Origin of the sequence: Cohnella nanjingensis (genome assembly GCF_014212125.1) — a bacterium.
Lineage (GTDB): Bacteria > Bacillota > Bacilli > Paenibacillales > Paenibacillaceae > Cohnella > Cohnella nanjingensis.
In genome coordinates, this window is sequence record NZ_JACJVP010000011.1 from 1 (window position 1) to 16,040 (window position 16,040).

Annotated in this window: 12 protein-coding genes and 1 tRNA gene; 11 read left to right on the top strand and 2 right to left on the bottom strand. The window is 53.9% G+C overall.

The window, feature by feature from the left end:
- From H7C19_RS08035 to H7C19_RS08070, 8 genes are all read left to right on the top strand, one after another.
- The coding region (locus H7C19_RS08035; protein WP_185142120.1) for an IS3 family transposase at positions 1-696 on the top strand (696 nt) is incomplete at its 5' end.
- 317 nt (positions 697-1,013) lie between these two features.
- Positions 1,014-2,330, top strand: coding sequence for an ABC transporter substrate-binding protein (locus tag H7C19_RS08040; protein WP_185142122.1), 1,317 nt, complete (start codon positions 1,014-1,016; stop codon positions 2,328-2,330).
- Positions 2,331-2,473: 143 nt separating this feature from the next.
- Positions 2,474-3,361 carry a carbohydrate ABC transporter permease gene (locus tag H7C19_RS08045; protein ID WP_185142124.1) on the top strand — a complete coding sequence of 296 codons (888 nt, stop codon included), beginning with the start codon at positions 2,474-2,476 and terminating at the stop codon, positions 3,359-3,361.
- Complete coding sequence (locus tag H7C19_RS08050; RefSeq protein ID WP_185142126.1) at positions 3,358-4,188, top strand: carbohydrate ABC transporter permease; 831 nt, start codon at positions 3,358-3,360, stop codon at positions 4,186-4,188. Before H7C19_RS08045 ends, H7C19_RS08050 begins: the two co-directional genes overlap by 4 nt.
- Before the next feature lie 36 nt (positions 4,189-4,224).
- Positions 4,225-6,054: a sensor histidine kinase gene (locus H7C19_RS08055; RefSeq protein ID WP_185142127.1), complete on the top strand. Its 1,830-nt coding sequence runs from the start codon at positions 4,225-4,227 to the stop codon at positions 6,052-6,054.
- Entirely contained in the window at positions 6,048-6,830 is a 783-nt protein-coding gene (locus tag H7C19_RS08060; protein ID WP_185142128.1) for a response regulator transcription factor, read from the top strand. The genes H7C19_RS08055 and H7C19_RS08060 overlap by 7 nt, the downstream gene beginning before the upstream one ends.
- Before the next feature lie 15 nt (positions 6,831-6,845).
- Positions 6,846-8,612 carry a glycoside hydrolase family 35 protein gene (locus tag H7C19_RS08065; protein WP_185142130.1) on the top strand — a complete coding sequence of 589 codons (1,767 nt, stop codon included), beginning with the start codon at positions 6,846-6,848 and terminating at the stop codon, positions 8,610-8,612.
- 156 nt (positions 8,613-8,768) lie between these two features.
- A tRNA-Leu gene (locus H7C19_RS08070) sits at positions 8,769-8,855 on the top strand.
- 160 nt (positions 8,856-9,015) lie between these two features.
- Here H7C19_RS08070 and H7C19_RS08075 read toward each other — a convergent pair.
- Positions 9,016-10,578, bottom strand: a complete 1,563-nt coding sequence (locus H7C19_RS08075; RefSeq protein ID WP_185142131.1) for a response regulator — start codon at positions 10,576-10,578, stop codon at positions 9,016-9,018.
- Positions 10,575-12,383, bottom strand: coding sequence for a cache domain-containing sensor histidine kinase (locus tag H7C19_RS08080; RefSeq protein ID WP_185142133.1), 1,809 nt, complete (start codon positions 12,381-12,383; stop codon positions 10,575-10,577). Before H7C19_RS08080 ends, H7C19_RS08075 begins: the two co-directional genes overlap by 4 nt.
- 212 nt (positions 12,384-12,595) lie before the next feature.
- On the opposite strand from H7C19_RS08080, the gene H7C19_RS08085 reads away from it, so the two are divergent.
- The 3 genes from H7C19_RS08085 (at position 12,596) to H7C19_RS08095 (ending at position 15,760) form a co-directional block, all read left to right on the top strand.
- Complete coding sequence (locus H7C19_RS08085) at positions 12,596-13,966, top strand: ABC transporter substrate-binding protein (RefSeq protein WP_185142135.1); 1,371 nt, start codon at positions 12,596-12,598, stop codon at positions 13,964-13,966.
- A 122-nt stretch (positions 13,967-14,088) separates the two neighbouring features.
- Entirely contained in the window at positions 14,089-14,934 is an 846-nt protein-coding gene (locus H7C19_RS08090; RefSeq protein WP_185142137.1) for a carbohydrate ABC transporter permease, read from the top strand.
- 127 nt (positions 14,935-15,061) lie between these two features.
- Entirely contained in the window at positions 15,062-15,760 is a 699-nt protein-coding gene (locus tag H7C19_RS08095; protein WP_185142139.1) for a carbohydrate ABC transporter permease, read from the top strand.
- Positions 15,761-16,040 lie beyond the last annotated feature (280 nt).

The window sequence follows — 16,040 nt, forward strand, 5'->3', positions numbered from 1 at the left end:
GAATGCCGAAAGCGAACGCGGGGGATCTATGGCTACTTACGTACGCGTACATGGCTTGAGAAATTTCACGGCCTTAAGATCAATCACAAGCGGGTTTACAGGCTCATGAAAGAACTGGGTATACGCTCGGTGATTCGACGTAAGAAACCGTATTTCGGCACGAAAGAGGCCTATGTTATCTCCGACAATGTCCTTAACCGAGAGTTCCAGGCGACACGTCCGCTTGAGAAGTGGGTTACGGATATTACCTATCTTCCCTTCGGTCAATCGTTCTTGTATCTCTCGACGATTTACGATCTCTATAATAACGAAGTAATTGCCTACAAGATCAGCACACGCAACGACATTCGCCTTGTGCTTGATACCGTGAAAAAGGCTATGCGCAAGCGAAAGACACGCGGGATTCTCCTGCATAGCGACCGTGGTTTCCAGTATACATCCAAGCCGTATAACCAGCTGCTCAAACGTCATGGCATTCAAGCCAGCATGTCGCGCAAAGGCAATTGTCACGATAATGCCTGTATGGAAAGCTTTTTCGGTCATCTCAAAAGTGAATCTCTTCGGCTCCACCGTTTCACCAGCCAGAAGCAGCTCGTGGACGAAGTTCACCGCTACATTCACTTCTATAACCACCAACGATTCCAGAAGAAATTAAGCAACCTTAGTCCGGTGGAATACCGAACTAAGGTTGCTTAAGGGGCTTCTTTTATTACTGTCTACTTGACAGGGGTAACTTCAATATCCCGGAGGCTTCTTTTTATTTGTTTAGCTGAACCTCTGGCATGATGCTCTCCCGCGAGGTGATAAATAGTGACATGCATCATCGCGTGTATCCGGTTGCAAAATTTTCAGAAAAATTGAAAGCGAAGCCATTCGAAAATGATTCCGCATTCATTGGAGCCAAGAGACAAAAAATAGCTAACAAAAACAAAATGCGGCCATTTGAATGTGATTTTATTTTACATATGATTGCTTTAAGTCATTCATCGAACTTCATGGGGAGGAAAAGAGAGATGAACAAAAAGAATGCAGCAGCGATGGGAATGGTCTTGACATTGGGAACGGGCTTGCTGGCCGGGTGCGGCGGGAAGGACGACAACGCCCAAGGCTCTCCCTCGGCAACCGCCTCGCCGTCGGCGAGCTCTTCGGCGAGCGCCAGCGGCGGAGCCGAAGGCGGCTCGGAGCTCAAAGGCTCGATCACCTGGGCGACGCACCGCACAGAGCTGGTCGATACCGATCTGAAGAAATACGTGGACGCGTTCCAAGCCAAATACCCGGGCACCGAGGTCAAGATCGAAGGGCTGAAGGATTACGAGCAGACGATTCGCGTACGGATGGCTGCCAATGAACTGCCCGACGTCCTCTCACTGGTCGAGACGACGAAGCCGGACCTGCCGAAGTTCTACGAGCCGCTGGACGATATGGGTCTGAACGACAACATCTACTTCAAGGATTACAACTCCTACGAAGGCAAGCTGTACGGCATCACGCAGCAGGTGGCGATCAACGGCTTGCTCTACAACAAGAAAGCGTTCGAGAAAGCCGGCATCGCCGCGCCGCCGAAGACGCTGGACGAACTGTTCGCGGACGCCGACAAGCTGAAAGCGGCCGGCATCACGCCGATGGCGACCGCCTTCAAGGACGCCTGGACGCTGCAATACTGGACCGATCCGGCCGAATTCATCTACGGCAGCACGAACCTGCGCAACGACAAGATCAAGACCGACACGCCGTTCATGGTCGACAACGCCTACGGTCAAGGGCTCGGCATTCTGAAGCAGCTGTTCGACAAGGGCGATCTGGAGAAGGACGTCTTCTCCGCCGCTTGGGATCAGACGCAGAAGGACCTGGCTTCCGGCAAGACGGCGATGATGTACATCGGCAACTGGGCCATCTCCAACCTGGAGAGCAACGGATTGGCGCTGGATGACATCGGTTTCGTACCGCTCCCTTACGACAACAGCGGCACCTATAAAGGCATGATGCGGAACGACTGGGCGTACGCGGTCAGCTCGACGAGCAAGAACAAAGCGCTCGCCAAGGCGTTCGTCAAGTTCATGATCGAAGAGTCCGGCGACTATGCCGATCACAAGATCATCTCGCCGCTCAAGGACCAACAGCAAAGCCTGCCCCAAATCACCGACTTCATGAGCTACAAGCCGACGATGCTCGAAGCGCAGTCCGTCAGCGAGGACGTCACCGCGGTCGAGAACAAGATGCAGTTCGATCCGTTCAAGTTCATCCAGGAAGTAACGGTCGGCAAAATGCAGGACGTCTTCGACGGCTACAACAAGAAGTGGAAAAACGCCAAGACGGCGCTGGGCAAGTAAAAACGGATATGACGTCTTTTCAGAAGAGGGCGATAAGTCCGAACTGAACGCGGACTCGAATCAGACCGACAAAATGGATGACCGGTCCCACGGATCGTCCATTTTGTCGTCTTTATCCATGCGGCAAGAAAGGAGTGGAAGAGATGATCAACAACTTGTCCTACGGCCTGCAGAAACGGATTCTGATCATCTTGTTTTTGCTCGTCCCGCTGGCGCTGCTGGCGGTGTTCGCCCTCTATCCCGCCGTCTACCTGGTTTACCTGAGCTTCATGACCTGGGACGGCTTCAGCCCGGAGAAGACGTGGGCGGGGCTAAGCAACTATAAGGAAGTGTTCTCCAACAAGGAGATCTGGCAGACGTTCCTGCACAACTTGGTCTACCTGCTGTGGGGAATCATTCAGAACGCGCTCGGCTTGTGCTTCGCGCTGCTGCTCAACTCCCGGCTGAGAGGCCGCAACGCATACCGGGTGATGCTGTTCATGCCTTATATTATGAACGGCGTGGCCGTGGCTTATATGTTCAACTACGTCTTCAACTCGGAATACGGCTCGCTCAATACGATGCTGCGCAGCCTCGGACTGGATTCGCTGGCCATCAGCTGGTTCGGCTCGCCGGGGGCGGTCAACCACGTGCTCGGCTTCATCACGTTGTGGAAATTCATGGGGCTGAACATGGTCATCTACCTGGCCGCGCTCCAATCGGTATCGTCGGAGATCGTCGAGGCTTCCCGCATCGACGGCGCGAATCGCTGGCAGACGATCATCCACGTCATCCTGCCGAACATCACCAAAGTCATCGAGCTGAACCTGTTCCTGACGATTATCGGGACGCTGGAGATCTTCGATTTGCCGTTTATCCTAACCAAGGGCGGACCGCTCGGCGCGAGCGATACGTTCCTGACGAAGACGGTCGACACCGCCTTCCACTTCAACAACTTCGGCATGGCGTCCGCGATGAGCTTGACGCTGATCGCAGCCGTAATCGTGATCCTTAGCATCCAGAGAATGGTGACGCGGAGGTGGGGAAATTGAGCAGACGCTTTCAACCGCTGTCGCTGCTGAAGCACGCCATCTTGTGGGTCGCCGTCGCGGTAATCGTATTTCCGCCGTATATCCTCGTGCTGAACGCGCTGAAAAGCAAGCAGGAATTCGCGCAGACGAGCGTTTTCAAGCTGCCCGAGAATCTCTTTAACTTCGACAACTTCGTATCCGTCGTCGGCCGGGCCCATCTGGACCGCGCCTACCGGAATACGCTGATCATTATCGTAGTCGCCGTTATCGGCAACGTGGCGCTCGGCACGATGGTCGCCTATATCCTCGGCCGCTTCGACTTCAAGCTGAAGAAGGCCGTAATGGGCGCCTATATCGCGGTCTCGTTCGTGCCGACGATCACGACGCAGGTCGCGACGTTCACCGTCATCCATCATCTCCACCTGTACAATACGCTGTGGGCCTCCATCGTGCTCCATCTAGGTACGAACGTCCTGCAGATCTTCATCTACCTGCAATTCTTGCACAACATTCCGAAGGAGCTGGACGAAGCGGCGATGATGGAAGGCGCTTCGCTATTCCGGATCTACCGGACGATCATCTTCCCGCTGCTGACGCCGGCTACGGCGACGATCGTCATCATCAAGACGATCGACATCTACAACGACATGTTCATCCCGTATCTGTACATGCCGTCGCAGAAGCTGACCGTCGTCTCGACCAGCCTGATGAACTTCTCGTCGGAGCGCAGTACCGAATGGGAGATGATGTCGGCGGCGATTCTGCTCATTATGGTGCCCATCGTCCTCGTCTACCTGTTTTTCCAGAAGTACGTGTTTGCCGGAATTGCGAGCGGTGCAGTAAAATAACTGTACTTTGACTGGCAGACAACAGGGGGAACGGGTATGCGGAGAAGCGCGCAGCGGATAGTCAAGCGGTCCGTCGAAGGACTGTGGATCGCCTTCGCCAATTTGAACATGCAGCAGAAGCTGCTGATCGTGTTCCTGGCGCTGGTCTGTCTTCCGCTGGTGATGATCAGCTACGCTTCTTCGTACTACTATACGCGCTCGCTCAAGGCGAATACGACCGCCTACGCGACCGAGATCACGTCCAAGATGCTGATCCAGCTCGACGACTACGTGACCGATTTGTACAACATGTCCGCGATGCCGCTGTACAACAAGGAATTCCTCAAATGGCTGGCCGACCCGGACAACTCGCTCGTCAAGTCGCAAGGTATGGACCTCTATATTACGAACTTGAACAAGATCAAGCCGGATACCGTGTCGGTCTACGTGTTCGACAACTACGGGCATATCGACTCCAACATCAAGTCCGGGGGGAAGCGCAACAATCTGGCCCAGGTCGCGGGCGAATGGGGGAAGATCGCGGCCGAAGGCGACGGAAAGCCGATGCTCGTCAGCACGCAGGAGGTGACGACGGACAAGGAAGCCTACTACGCCTTCTCCGTCATCCGTCAGCTGAAGAGTGTGAGGACCGACCTTAGCCCGATCGGCTTCATCGTCTTCGACACGAACGTTACCGCTATCAGCCGGCAGATCCGGGACGTGGACGCCGTCACCAAGGGCAAGACGATCCTCGTGGACGAGAACAACAAGGTCGTCTACGACAGCGACGGCGCGTTAACGACACACGATCTGTCCGGCGACGAATCGATACGGAGAGCCACGGGGGACCGGGGCGCTTTCCCGATCACGATCGACGGCAAGGACTACATCAGCACCTACGCCAAGTCGTCCTTGACCCACTGGAAGATGTTCGTCTACATCCCGCTCAAGGAGTCGACCCGCCAAGCCGCGGTGACCCGCAACTTGACGCTGCTCACCTCGGGGGCGTTCGTCACGATCGCCTTGATCATCGCCATCGCGATCTCCTACGCGCTCACCCGCCCGCTCAGCAAGATCAAGACGCTGATGCAGGAAGTGCAGACCGGCAATCTGAACGTCAGCTTCAACCAGAAGTACCGGGACGAGGTCGGGATGCTCGGCCGGCACTTCAACATCATGGTCACCCGCGTCCGCGACCTGCTGGAGGAAGTGAAGCTGACCCAGACGCGCAAGAAAGAGGCGGAATACGCGGCGCTGCAGAGCCAGATCAACCCTCACTTCATCTACAATACGCTCGAGATGATCCGGATGCGGGCCGAGCTGAACGACGACGAAGAAGTGGCCGATATGACGTTCACGCTGGGCAAGCTGCTGCGCTATGGCGTCAATCACGAAGAACAGCGCGTGACGGTGGGCCAGGAGCTCGACCACTTGAGCAACTATATCGCGCTGCAGAACATGCGATTCTCGAACCGATACCGGCTGATCGTCGACGTCCCGCAGCGAGACCGCGAGATGTCGTGCATCAAGCTGATGTTCCAGCCGATCGTCGAGAATGCGATCCATCACGCCTTCAAAGACCGGTTGGACGGGGGAACGCTGCGCATCGACGTTCGGCACGAAGGGACGGACGCCGTCTTCACCATCGCGGACGACGGCGCCGGCATGGACGAGGAGCGGTTGAAGGCGCTGCGGGAGCATGTCGCGGGCCAACGCGCGCTGGCCTCCTCGGGACGCGGCATCGGCCTGCGGAACGTGCATGAGCGAATCAAGCTTCAATACGGAGAAGCGTACGGGCTGCAGATCGAGAGCCGGGAGGGAGCGGGCACCGAGATCGCGATCCGGCTGCCCGCGCGCAAGCAGATCGAGGAGGCGGAGCTATGCTGAAGGTGATGGTCATCGACGACGAGGCGCATATCCGGCTAGGCATCGCGAAGATTCTATCCCGCTACCCGGGCGGGCTTACGATCGTCGGGCAGCATGCCAACGGCTTGGAGGCGATGCTGCAGATCTCGGGCATGCGGGCGAACGATCTGGACGTCGTCATCACGGATATCGAGATGCCGATGATGAACGGCCTCCAATTCATCGAGCAGGCGAAGGCCAAGCTGCCGGAGCTGTGGATCATCATGCTCAGCGGCTACAACGACTTCGAGTACGCCAGACGGGCGATGCGCGCGGGCGCGGCCGACTACCTGCTTAAGCCGATGGACAAGGTGGAGGTGTTCCGGCTGCTCGACCGCCGTATGGAAGCCAAGAACGCCGCGGCGGGCAAAGCCGGAGACGGGCCGGACGAGGTCGCGGCCGCCCCGTTGGCGGCGACGACCAGCGGCCAGATCGCGTCGACGGCCGAGCGGATCTGCAAGCTGATCGAACAATCGTACAATCGCGACATCGACTTGAAGTATATCGCCGACGCGGTCGGCTTCAACGCGAGCTACGTCAGCAAGCTGTTCAGCCGGGAGATGGGCGAGACGATCACGGACTATTTGAACCGGGTGCGCATCGACAAGGCGAAGCAGTTCCTCAGAGACCATCCCGGGTTGAAGGTGTACGAGATCGCCCATCTCGTCGGCTATGGCGACAAGATCTACTTTCAAAAGCTGTTCAAACGAACGGTCGGCGTGACGCCGTTGGAGTACCGCACGGGCGCGTCCGACTAGCAGGGGAGCATGAGCATGGCTACATTCGAGATCGAAGGCAACGGCTTCGTCCTGGACGGCAAGCCGATCCGCCTCATTAGCGGAGCGATGCATTACTTCCGGATCGTGCCGGACTACTGGGAGGACCGTCTCCGCAAGCTGCGCGCCTGCGGGTTCAACGCGGTCGAGACGTACGTCGCCTGGAACGTCCACGAGCCGAAGGAAGGCCGCTTCGTCTTCGACGGGATGGCGGACGTGGAGCGGTTCGTCCGTCTGGCGGGGGAACTGGGACTTCACGTCATCCTGCGCCCAAGTCCTTATATATGCGCGGAATGGGAGTTCGGCGGCTTGCCGTCGTGGCTGCTCGCCGACCCCGCCATGCGCCTGCGGTGCAGCGATCCTCCCTTCCTGGAGAAGGTCAAAGCCTACTATGACGAACTGCTGCCGAGGCTGAAGCCGCTGCTGTGCACGTCGGGCGGACCGATCGTCGCCATGCAGATCGAGAACGAATACGGCAGCTATGGGAACGACAAGGCGTATTTGAACTTTCTCAGAGAGACGATGATCGCCGGCGGCATGGACGTGCTGCTGTTCACGTCCGACGGCTCCGAGGACTATATGCTTCAAGGGGGCACGCTGCCGGACGTCCTCGCGACGCTGAACTTCGGCTCGAACCCGGAGCGGGCGTTCGCGAAGCTGCTGGTCCATCAACCTGACAAGCCGCTTTTCTGCATGGAATATTGGAACGGCTGGTTCGACCATTGGGGCGACGAGCATCACGTGCGAGGCTACGCGGACGTCGTCGACGTGCTCGACCGGATTCTCGCGATAGGCGCCTCGGTCAACTTCTACATGTTCCACGGCGGGACGAACTTCGGCTTCTACAACGGCGCCAACCACATCGATCACTACGAGCCGACGGTGACCAGCTACGACTACAACGCGCTGCTGTCCGAAGCGGGCGATCCGACCGACAAGTATTGGGCGATCCGCGAGGTGATCGGCCGCTATGCCGAGCTGCCGGACGAACCGGTGCCCGCGGCTTCGGCGAAGCGCGGCTACGGGGAAGTGCGGATGACGGAACGCGCCGCCTTGTTCGATTCGTTCGATCGGATCGGGGGAGAACCGGTAGCGTCCGTCGCGCCCGAGACGATGGAGCGGCTCGGACAGGATTACGGGTTCGTCTGGTACGAGACGGAGCTGTCCGGACCGCAGACGAACTGCGAGATTATGCTCCAGCATGTCCGCGACCGGGCTTCGATCTACATCGACGGCGCGTTCCGCGGCGTCGCGGAGCGCGCGGGCGCCGACTCCGTCGTCGCGGACATCCCGCCGTCCGGGGTCAAGCTCGGCATTCTGGTAGAGAATATGGGACGCATCAACTACGGCTCCCAACTGCGCGACGTCAAAGGCATCACGGAGGGCGTCAAAGCGGGCGTCCGGCAGTACAATCAGTTCCTGTTCGGCTGGACGATCCGCACGCTGCCGCTCGACGATCTGGCCGGTCTCGTCTACGAGCCGTACGATCCCGACGCGATCCGCGAGGAGACGCCAGCTTTCTACCGGGGGACGTTCGTTGCAGAGGAACCGGCAGACACCTTCCTGAAGCTTACGGGATGGACCAAAGGCGTCGCTTATATCAACGGCTTCAACCTCGGACGCTATTGGGAGAAAGGACCGCAGCGAACGCTGTACGTACCGGCTCCTCTGCTGCGCAAGGGTCTCAACGAGCTCGTCGTCTTCGAGCTGCACGGCATGGATCAACCGGTCGTGACGCTGCAGGATAAGCCGGAGCTCGGTTAGCGCGTCTGCGGGGGAAAGAGCCGGCCGAGGCTCGGAAGCGCGAGGGATTTGCACATTCCTAAGGAAACAAGCGAAATGCTTTACATCTTTCGCCCGGTCGGATATAGTATTTCTTGTCGTCGTTAAAAGACACGGATCGTTCGTGGCTTGCGGCATGCGGTCGTGGCGGAATTGGCAGACGCGCTGGATTCAGGTTCCAGTGGTAGCAATACCGTGGAGGTTCGAGTCCTCTCGACCGCACCACCTCATTAAACGAAAGGTTTCTGATCTGCATCATTTTGCAGGTTAGGGCCTTTTTTTATTTTTCGAAAGGTAGCCCGCTACAATAAATCCTACCCCTCCTTGGTTAGAAGCCCCAAACTTCCTACCATTGACAGTGCCGTCTACCATGTAGATTTCTCCCTTACTTATTCAGCAAAGATTGCTTATATTCGCTCGGCGTAATGCCGCAGCTCGTCTTGAATACTCTGCTGAAATAATGATGATCCGCATACCCGACAAGCTCGGCGATGTCCTTCAGGATGATGTCTGGATGACTGCGCATGAGCTCTTTGGCTCTCTCCATGCGGAGCTCGGTAAAGTACTCCACGAATGAAGCGTCGGCGTAGTTTCGAAAGAGGTTGCATAAGTAAGTGCGGGACACGTTAAATAGATCGCCCAGCTGGCTAAGGCTGATTGGATCGCTAAGATGGGCGATCATGTAGGCCTGTATGCGTTTATACGTCGATTCGGAATGATCCAGATAGATTTCTCTCGATTCAAAGCGCAGAAGTTCCCCCATTACCTCCCAGCAAAATCCGGCGGCCTCTTCGTAGGAAGCGGCAGTGAATATGATTTCTTCGATTCTTTTCTCAAGCTTCTTGCTTGCCATCGCGTCGAAAGTTTGCAAATGGCGCTCCATCAGATGAATGATCCTTTTGAGATTCGTTTCGATCTCAATGCTCGGACATTGCTCGGCTTCCCATACCTGGAACAGCCGGTAATATTCTTTTTTCAAGGAAAGCCAGTCTTTTTTGGTTACCCAGGATCGCATTTTCGATTCTAGCAAGCTCGTCATTTGAAAATAGGCTGGCTTCGTTTCGCTTATTTCTTCCTGCATCATGAGGATCTGGGATCGGCCGATCACGATTTTGTTGTCGAGCAACTGGTGAAGCCGCCCTACGACTTCCCTCATTTCGGTCAGGCTTTTGACTTCCAGGCTGCAAGCAACGGATACCGAAATGCCGCTTAATGAAAAATAATCGCGAGTTGCTTCCGCGATTAGCCGGACGGATTTTTTTTCGTAACGGTGAAGCCCGGCCACTACGATGAACGAGCGCCCGTCTTTCGAGTTGAAGATCCAGTGGCTTCCGAGCTCACTCGCAAGCCGCGGCAATTGTTCGGCAAACCCTTCGTGCAGGTGATCGGACGGCTGCAGGAACAGCCCGTCTTTGCCGTATAACGTTTCGGGATTTTGAACGACGAACGCGCAATAGGAGGCGTAAGCGTTCATCTCCCGAAAATCGAAGGGATCTTCAACGCCATTCGGAACGTCGGACTCGATCAAGCTTTGGATGAGCTTCTTGCCGTGCAAATATTTGCTGCTGCGGATTTTCGGCTGTACTTGGTACAGAATTGCTTTTACGAGCTCCGGATCGATCGGTTTCAGCAAATAATCGACCACGTTGGCGCGCATGGCTTCCCTGGCGTAGTCGAACGAGGGATATCCGCTAATGATGACGACGGCAATTCCGGGCCACTCTTTGTGCAGAGCTTTGGAAAGCTCGATTCCGTCCATGTTGGACATCCGAATATCGGTGAACACGATGTCGGGAGGTTGATGGGCGATGGCGCGCAAAGCTTCTTGGCCGTTGTAGGCTTCTGTCGTAACATGGGCTTCAATCCCGCTCTCGAGGCTAAAATCGGCGATAATCCGTTTGATTTTATCCATAAAAATCGGTTCGTCGTCTACCAGCAGGATGTTCATACGATTTCCTCCACGTTTCGGTTGTCTGGCATCCACCCGGAAATGACGATCGACGCGCCATGATCCGGATGATTGCCGATTTTGAATTCGATGCGGTTTTTGTAATACAGTTTCAGTCTTGCGAACGTGCTGATCATGCCCATCCCGCCGAGCGAAAGCCGTTCTTTGTTCTGGAAGGAATCCAAATGCTCTTCGAACGTCTCCATTTTTTGACGGAGGGACGCCATACGAACGGGATCGAAGCCGCTGCCGTTATCCGCGATGGCGATCGACCAACGGTTAGCCTCGATCTGCCCCCGAATCGTGACGACAAGCGCTCCTGAAATGCCTTCAAATCCATGATTGACAGCGTTTTCTACCAATGGCTGCAAAGTCAGCTTCGGAATGGATATCGGCTTCATTTCCTCTGGCAGAACGACCTGATACTGCAAACGATGCGAATACCTCGTTTTCATCAATTCCAAATAGTTTTCCGCAAAATGGATTTCGTTCTCGATCGTCGTGATCGGATCGGTCTGGATGATCGTATACCGCAAAAAGCTCGCCAGCTTCCTGCAAACGTTGGCGGCTCCGGCATTTCCGTCTTCTTCGGCTAAGATGGTGATGACGCCAAGCATGTTGAATAAAAAATGAGGGTTGATTTGCGCCTGCAGCACTTCGAAATGGGATTGCAGCTGCAAGGTGCGAAATTGCACGATTTCCTCCAGCGAGCCCTTCAGACGCTGGTTCATTTTGCGAAAGGAGCGGTTAAGCAGCTCGATCTCGTCTATTTTGAACGCATTGCGGATTTCTACGTTTTTATCGTCCAAATCCACTGTATCGATCATGGCTCTTAGCTTTTTAATCGGATAAGTCAACGTTCGAGATAAAACGTAAAACACGAAAATGGACAAAGCGATCAAAACGAAGACGGAGAGCAAAGAAACGTTGCGGAATAAGCGTAAGGGAGCGAACAATCGATGGTCGGGAATGGCGTATAGCAGGGTGTAGCCGGTGCGGTCGGAATGCCGGAAGATGGCGGATTGCTTCTCTCCGTCCAGATTGAAGCTTGCCATTCCGGCATTCGAATTCGCCGCGATCGAGCTGAACTTAAGGATCGGCTGGCTTGCCCCGTCATGCTGAGGCGACAAATCGGAGTACAAAGTGTCCGTGTTGTTGAAAATCGAAAGGGCCGCGCCGGAGATGTCCGTCAGCTTGTCCGGCGCGATCAATTGATCGGCTCTCATTTGTATTTCCAAGTATCCGACATGAAGGCTTCCCAGCTTAAGCAGACGGATATAGGAAAAAACGGGCGTCCGGTCCTCGCCGAGCCAAGGGTCGCGATCAGAATAGGCGAGCACGGCTGCCCCATCGGCATTCACCGGCTTTTTGAGCCAATCGTTGTCCTTCCGCGCCATGTCGGCTATCGATTGATCGTAAGGCTTGTTGGAGAAAAAAACGCCCTGATCGTTATAGATGCTGATTCTGTAAACGCTTTTATAAATTTCCGCCAGCAAGGCGATATTCGCGTCGATATAGCTGGACGCTTTGAGCATCTCCGCTTCGTTCGGCGACGAGGTCAGCGTCAGGAGAGATTGCATCAGATAGTTATGGGAGTCGTCCTCGTTTTTCAAATAGAGCTGGATCGTCATGTTCTCATATTGATTGGAGAACAGCTCGAAGCTTTCGGCTATGCTGCTTAACGACTGCTGGACGCTGAAAATAATGTTTTTTTCCGTCGTATTCTTTAAATATAAATACATAGGAATGCTGATCGCCAGCGCGAAAATGACCAGAAACGCGGAATAGCTCATGAACAATTTCATTTGGAACGTCCTGAACGAGAACATCAATGATCACCTCGACGTCTCAAGATTAACATGAACGCGAAAGGAAAACGACCTGAAATTGGAATAACGGCCAAGATGTACGATTATCCACTTCGTCGTGAACGATTCTCTATTTCTTGCTTATATCAGGTAGTATATTCTAACGAATGTAAGCAGTTTCATTAATGCGTATTTAGGAGGAGTACAGGATGAGGGGTTTACTGTCAAAGAGGGTCGGTCTGATGTCGGCGATCGTCGCAATGATGCTTATCTTGGCCGCCTGCGGAGGCAACAACAACGCGGCGTCGCCAAGCACGTCGGATTCGGCCAAGCCAACCGCATCGTCTACGGCATCCGCATCGAATCAGCCTGCCGAGAGAGTCAAGCTGAAAGTGCTCGGCCACGCCTCCTGGTTCAAATCCGGCTGGGACGCCGTCGCCAAGGATGCGGCGGCTCACGGCTTCGATCTTGAAGTCGAGAAAGTGCCCGATACGGATGCGGGGAACGATTTGATCAAAACCAGGTTCGCAACGAAGGATACGCCAGACATCCTACTCTTTTTCCCTGGAAGCATTTTTTCAAATATGGGACCGCCAGCGGACTACTTCGTGAAACAAGAAGACCAGCCTTGGATGGACAATTTCGATAAATCCGCTTGGGTCAGAGCGTTGGACGAGAAAGAAAACGTAAACGGAGATCGCGGTTTCTATGCGGCACCTTATTGGGGCTCCAACGTCTCCGCCGTCTTGTATAACAAAAAAGTGTTCGAGAGTCTTAACTTGCAAATTCCGAAAACGTATGCCGACTTCCTGGCCGTTTGCGAAGCGATCAAGAAAGCGGGCAAGATCCCCGTGTATTATTCGGGCAAGGATAGTTGGACGCTTCAACTGCTTCCGTTCGACGCGGCCTCCAAGAAAGGCTATGGCGAGCTGGCGGACAAAATCAATAAAAATCAGGCTAAATTTACGCAATACGACAACATGAAGAAGGGCATTGAAACACTGGTCGATCTGAAAAACAAAGGATTCATCAACAAAACGTTCTTGTCCGATACGTACGACAATGCCGAGAAAGCGCTCGCGACCGGCGAGGCCGGCATGTATCATATGGGCACCTGGATGATGAGCGACATCGTGACGAAGTTCCAGGACAACGTGAACGATATCGGCGCCTTCATTATGCCGTTCGACGGCGACGACACCGATATTCTCCCGGTATTCGCTCCTTACGGCATGTTCGTGCCCAAAGGAAAAAATCAGGATGCCGCGCAGAAGTTCGTGAATTACTTCGAATCGATTGAAACGCAAAACCTCTATTTCGAAAACGAGGGCGGCATTCCGGCTTTGAACGGCGTAACGAAGACGAAGCTGACGCCCGCGGAGTTGGACGCGAAGACGCTGGTCGACGCAGGCCGCAAATTCGCGAACTGGCAATACGGTTTCGATTATGACCTGAGCAATTTCGGCGTGTACTTGCAAGACGCGTTGGTAGGAAACAAAACGCCGGATCAAGTATTGGCCGCGATGGATAAAGATTTCGCCAAAGACGCCAAAACGAAAAAAGACCCGAACTTCCAGTGATTTAGATGCATTCATGCGTGGGGAACTGCACGGAGAGGTTGAGCCGTGCAGCTCTCCATATATGCAAGAGATGAAGAGGTGCATCAATGAACAAGCTTATGCGCAAGAATTACACGTACGGGATGCTGGTTCCCGGGTTGCTCCTGTTTTTGGTGTTATTCATCACCCCTTCAATGGGCGCCTTCTATTATGCGTTTACAGACTTGACCGATTTCAATTTCTTTTCCGCCAAATACGTAGGCTGGGAAAATTTCAAGACGCTCTTCGACACGGACGGAAGCATGCTCGCTTTGAAAAATACGATTATTTTCACAGTCGTAACGACGGTTTTCAAAATAACGATCGGTCTTGGTCTGGCTGTGCTGCTTAATATGAAATTGCGCACGACGCTATATTTGAGAACCGTTTTTTTCTTTCCCGTCATCCTCAGTACGGTTGCCGTCGCGCTCGCATTCTCGGCAATCTACCATCCGACGACAGGGCTGTTGAATCAGTTTTTGCGGTTGCTCGGTCTGGACTTTCTAGCCCAAAACTGGATAACGGACAGAGGGCTTGTCATGTATTCGATCAGCGCGGTGGAAGTCTGGAAGTGGACCGGCATCGGAATGGTGTTGTTTCTGGCCGGATTGCAGTCGATCCCTCAAGACGCTTACGAGTCCGCAACGATCGACGGAGCGAACGCATGGCAGCAATTCCGTTCCATTACGCTGCCCTTGCTGCTTCCCTCCATTAAATCGGTATTTTTCCTGTCGATGATCGGCGGATTAAAAGTGTTCGATATCGTTATCGCGCTAACGAACGGGGGACCGGGAAAAGCTTCGACGACGCTTAACTACATGGTCTACGAGGACTTTTCTAAACATTTTTACGGGGAAGGCACAGCCGCAAGCTTATTATTGTTCTTGCTCATTCTTGTAACTGTGGCGATATTGAATTTGTTCATTAGCAGAAAAGAAGTGGAGTTGTAGCGCGATGAACCTCAAACTAAAAAAGTGGTGGCTGGAAATAATGGGCGTTTGTTTGAGCGGACTCGTTGTGCTTCCCTCTATTATCGTTCTGATCAACTCTTTTAAGACCGAAGGCGAAGCTTCCGATATGAGCATCGCATGGCCGAAGGATTGGAACTTCGTCGACAATTATTCCGAAGTGTTCAGGATCGGACGGATTTCGACGGCGTTCTGGAACTCGATTCTCATCACGGGTTCCAGCGTTATCCTTCTCATCGTTCTATGCAGCACTTCAGCATTCGTGATCCAAAGGAGAAACAGCAAGTTTACTAAGCTCCTTCAAGTTTTGCTGCTAGGCGGCATGATTCTTCCGTTATCGATCATCATTACTTACATCCTTCTATATAACCTGCATTTGACGGGTAGCTTTCTGGCCGTCATCTTGTTATACGTAGCGACGATGTATCCCGTCATTGCTTTTTTGTACATCGGATTCTATAACGGCGTGTCCCGAGAAATCGACGAAGCGGCGATTATCGACGGAACGAAGGGATACGGGTTGTTTTTCCGGGTCATATTCCCGCTGCTCAAACCGATTAACGCTACGGCGCTCGTGCTCGGTTTCGTGACGGTGTGGAACGACTTCGGCCTAGCGCTTTATTTTCTGAACCAGGCAAGCAAATATACGCTTGGGTTGACCGTATTTTTTTTCGCGGGAGAGAAATCGAGCCAATGGAATCTCATTTTTGCGGATTTGATCGTCGTTTCCATTCCGGTCATTATCGTTTATATATTCGCCCAGAGATTTATCGTTTCCGGGTTAACGGCGGGAGCCGTCAAAAGCTAGCCGCCTTCAGCCAATATCATTCCAAACTTTGAAATCGGGGGCTTCTGGCAACCTCCGAACGTTGTCGGCGGCGATTTCAACACCAATGCGAATTGGGCCGATATCGCAGCGGCTAACTTCGATACCATAATGGGTCTTCGCCAGCCGCCACGATTGTTTGATTTACGGTTTTGTGCGTTTTGACGGCTTTAGGCCAACGAAATGATTCCAATCGTTCCAACATGGTTCGGAGAATTACTCCCCAATGAGATTCATTCATCATGCAAACAGGCGTATACCG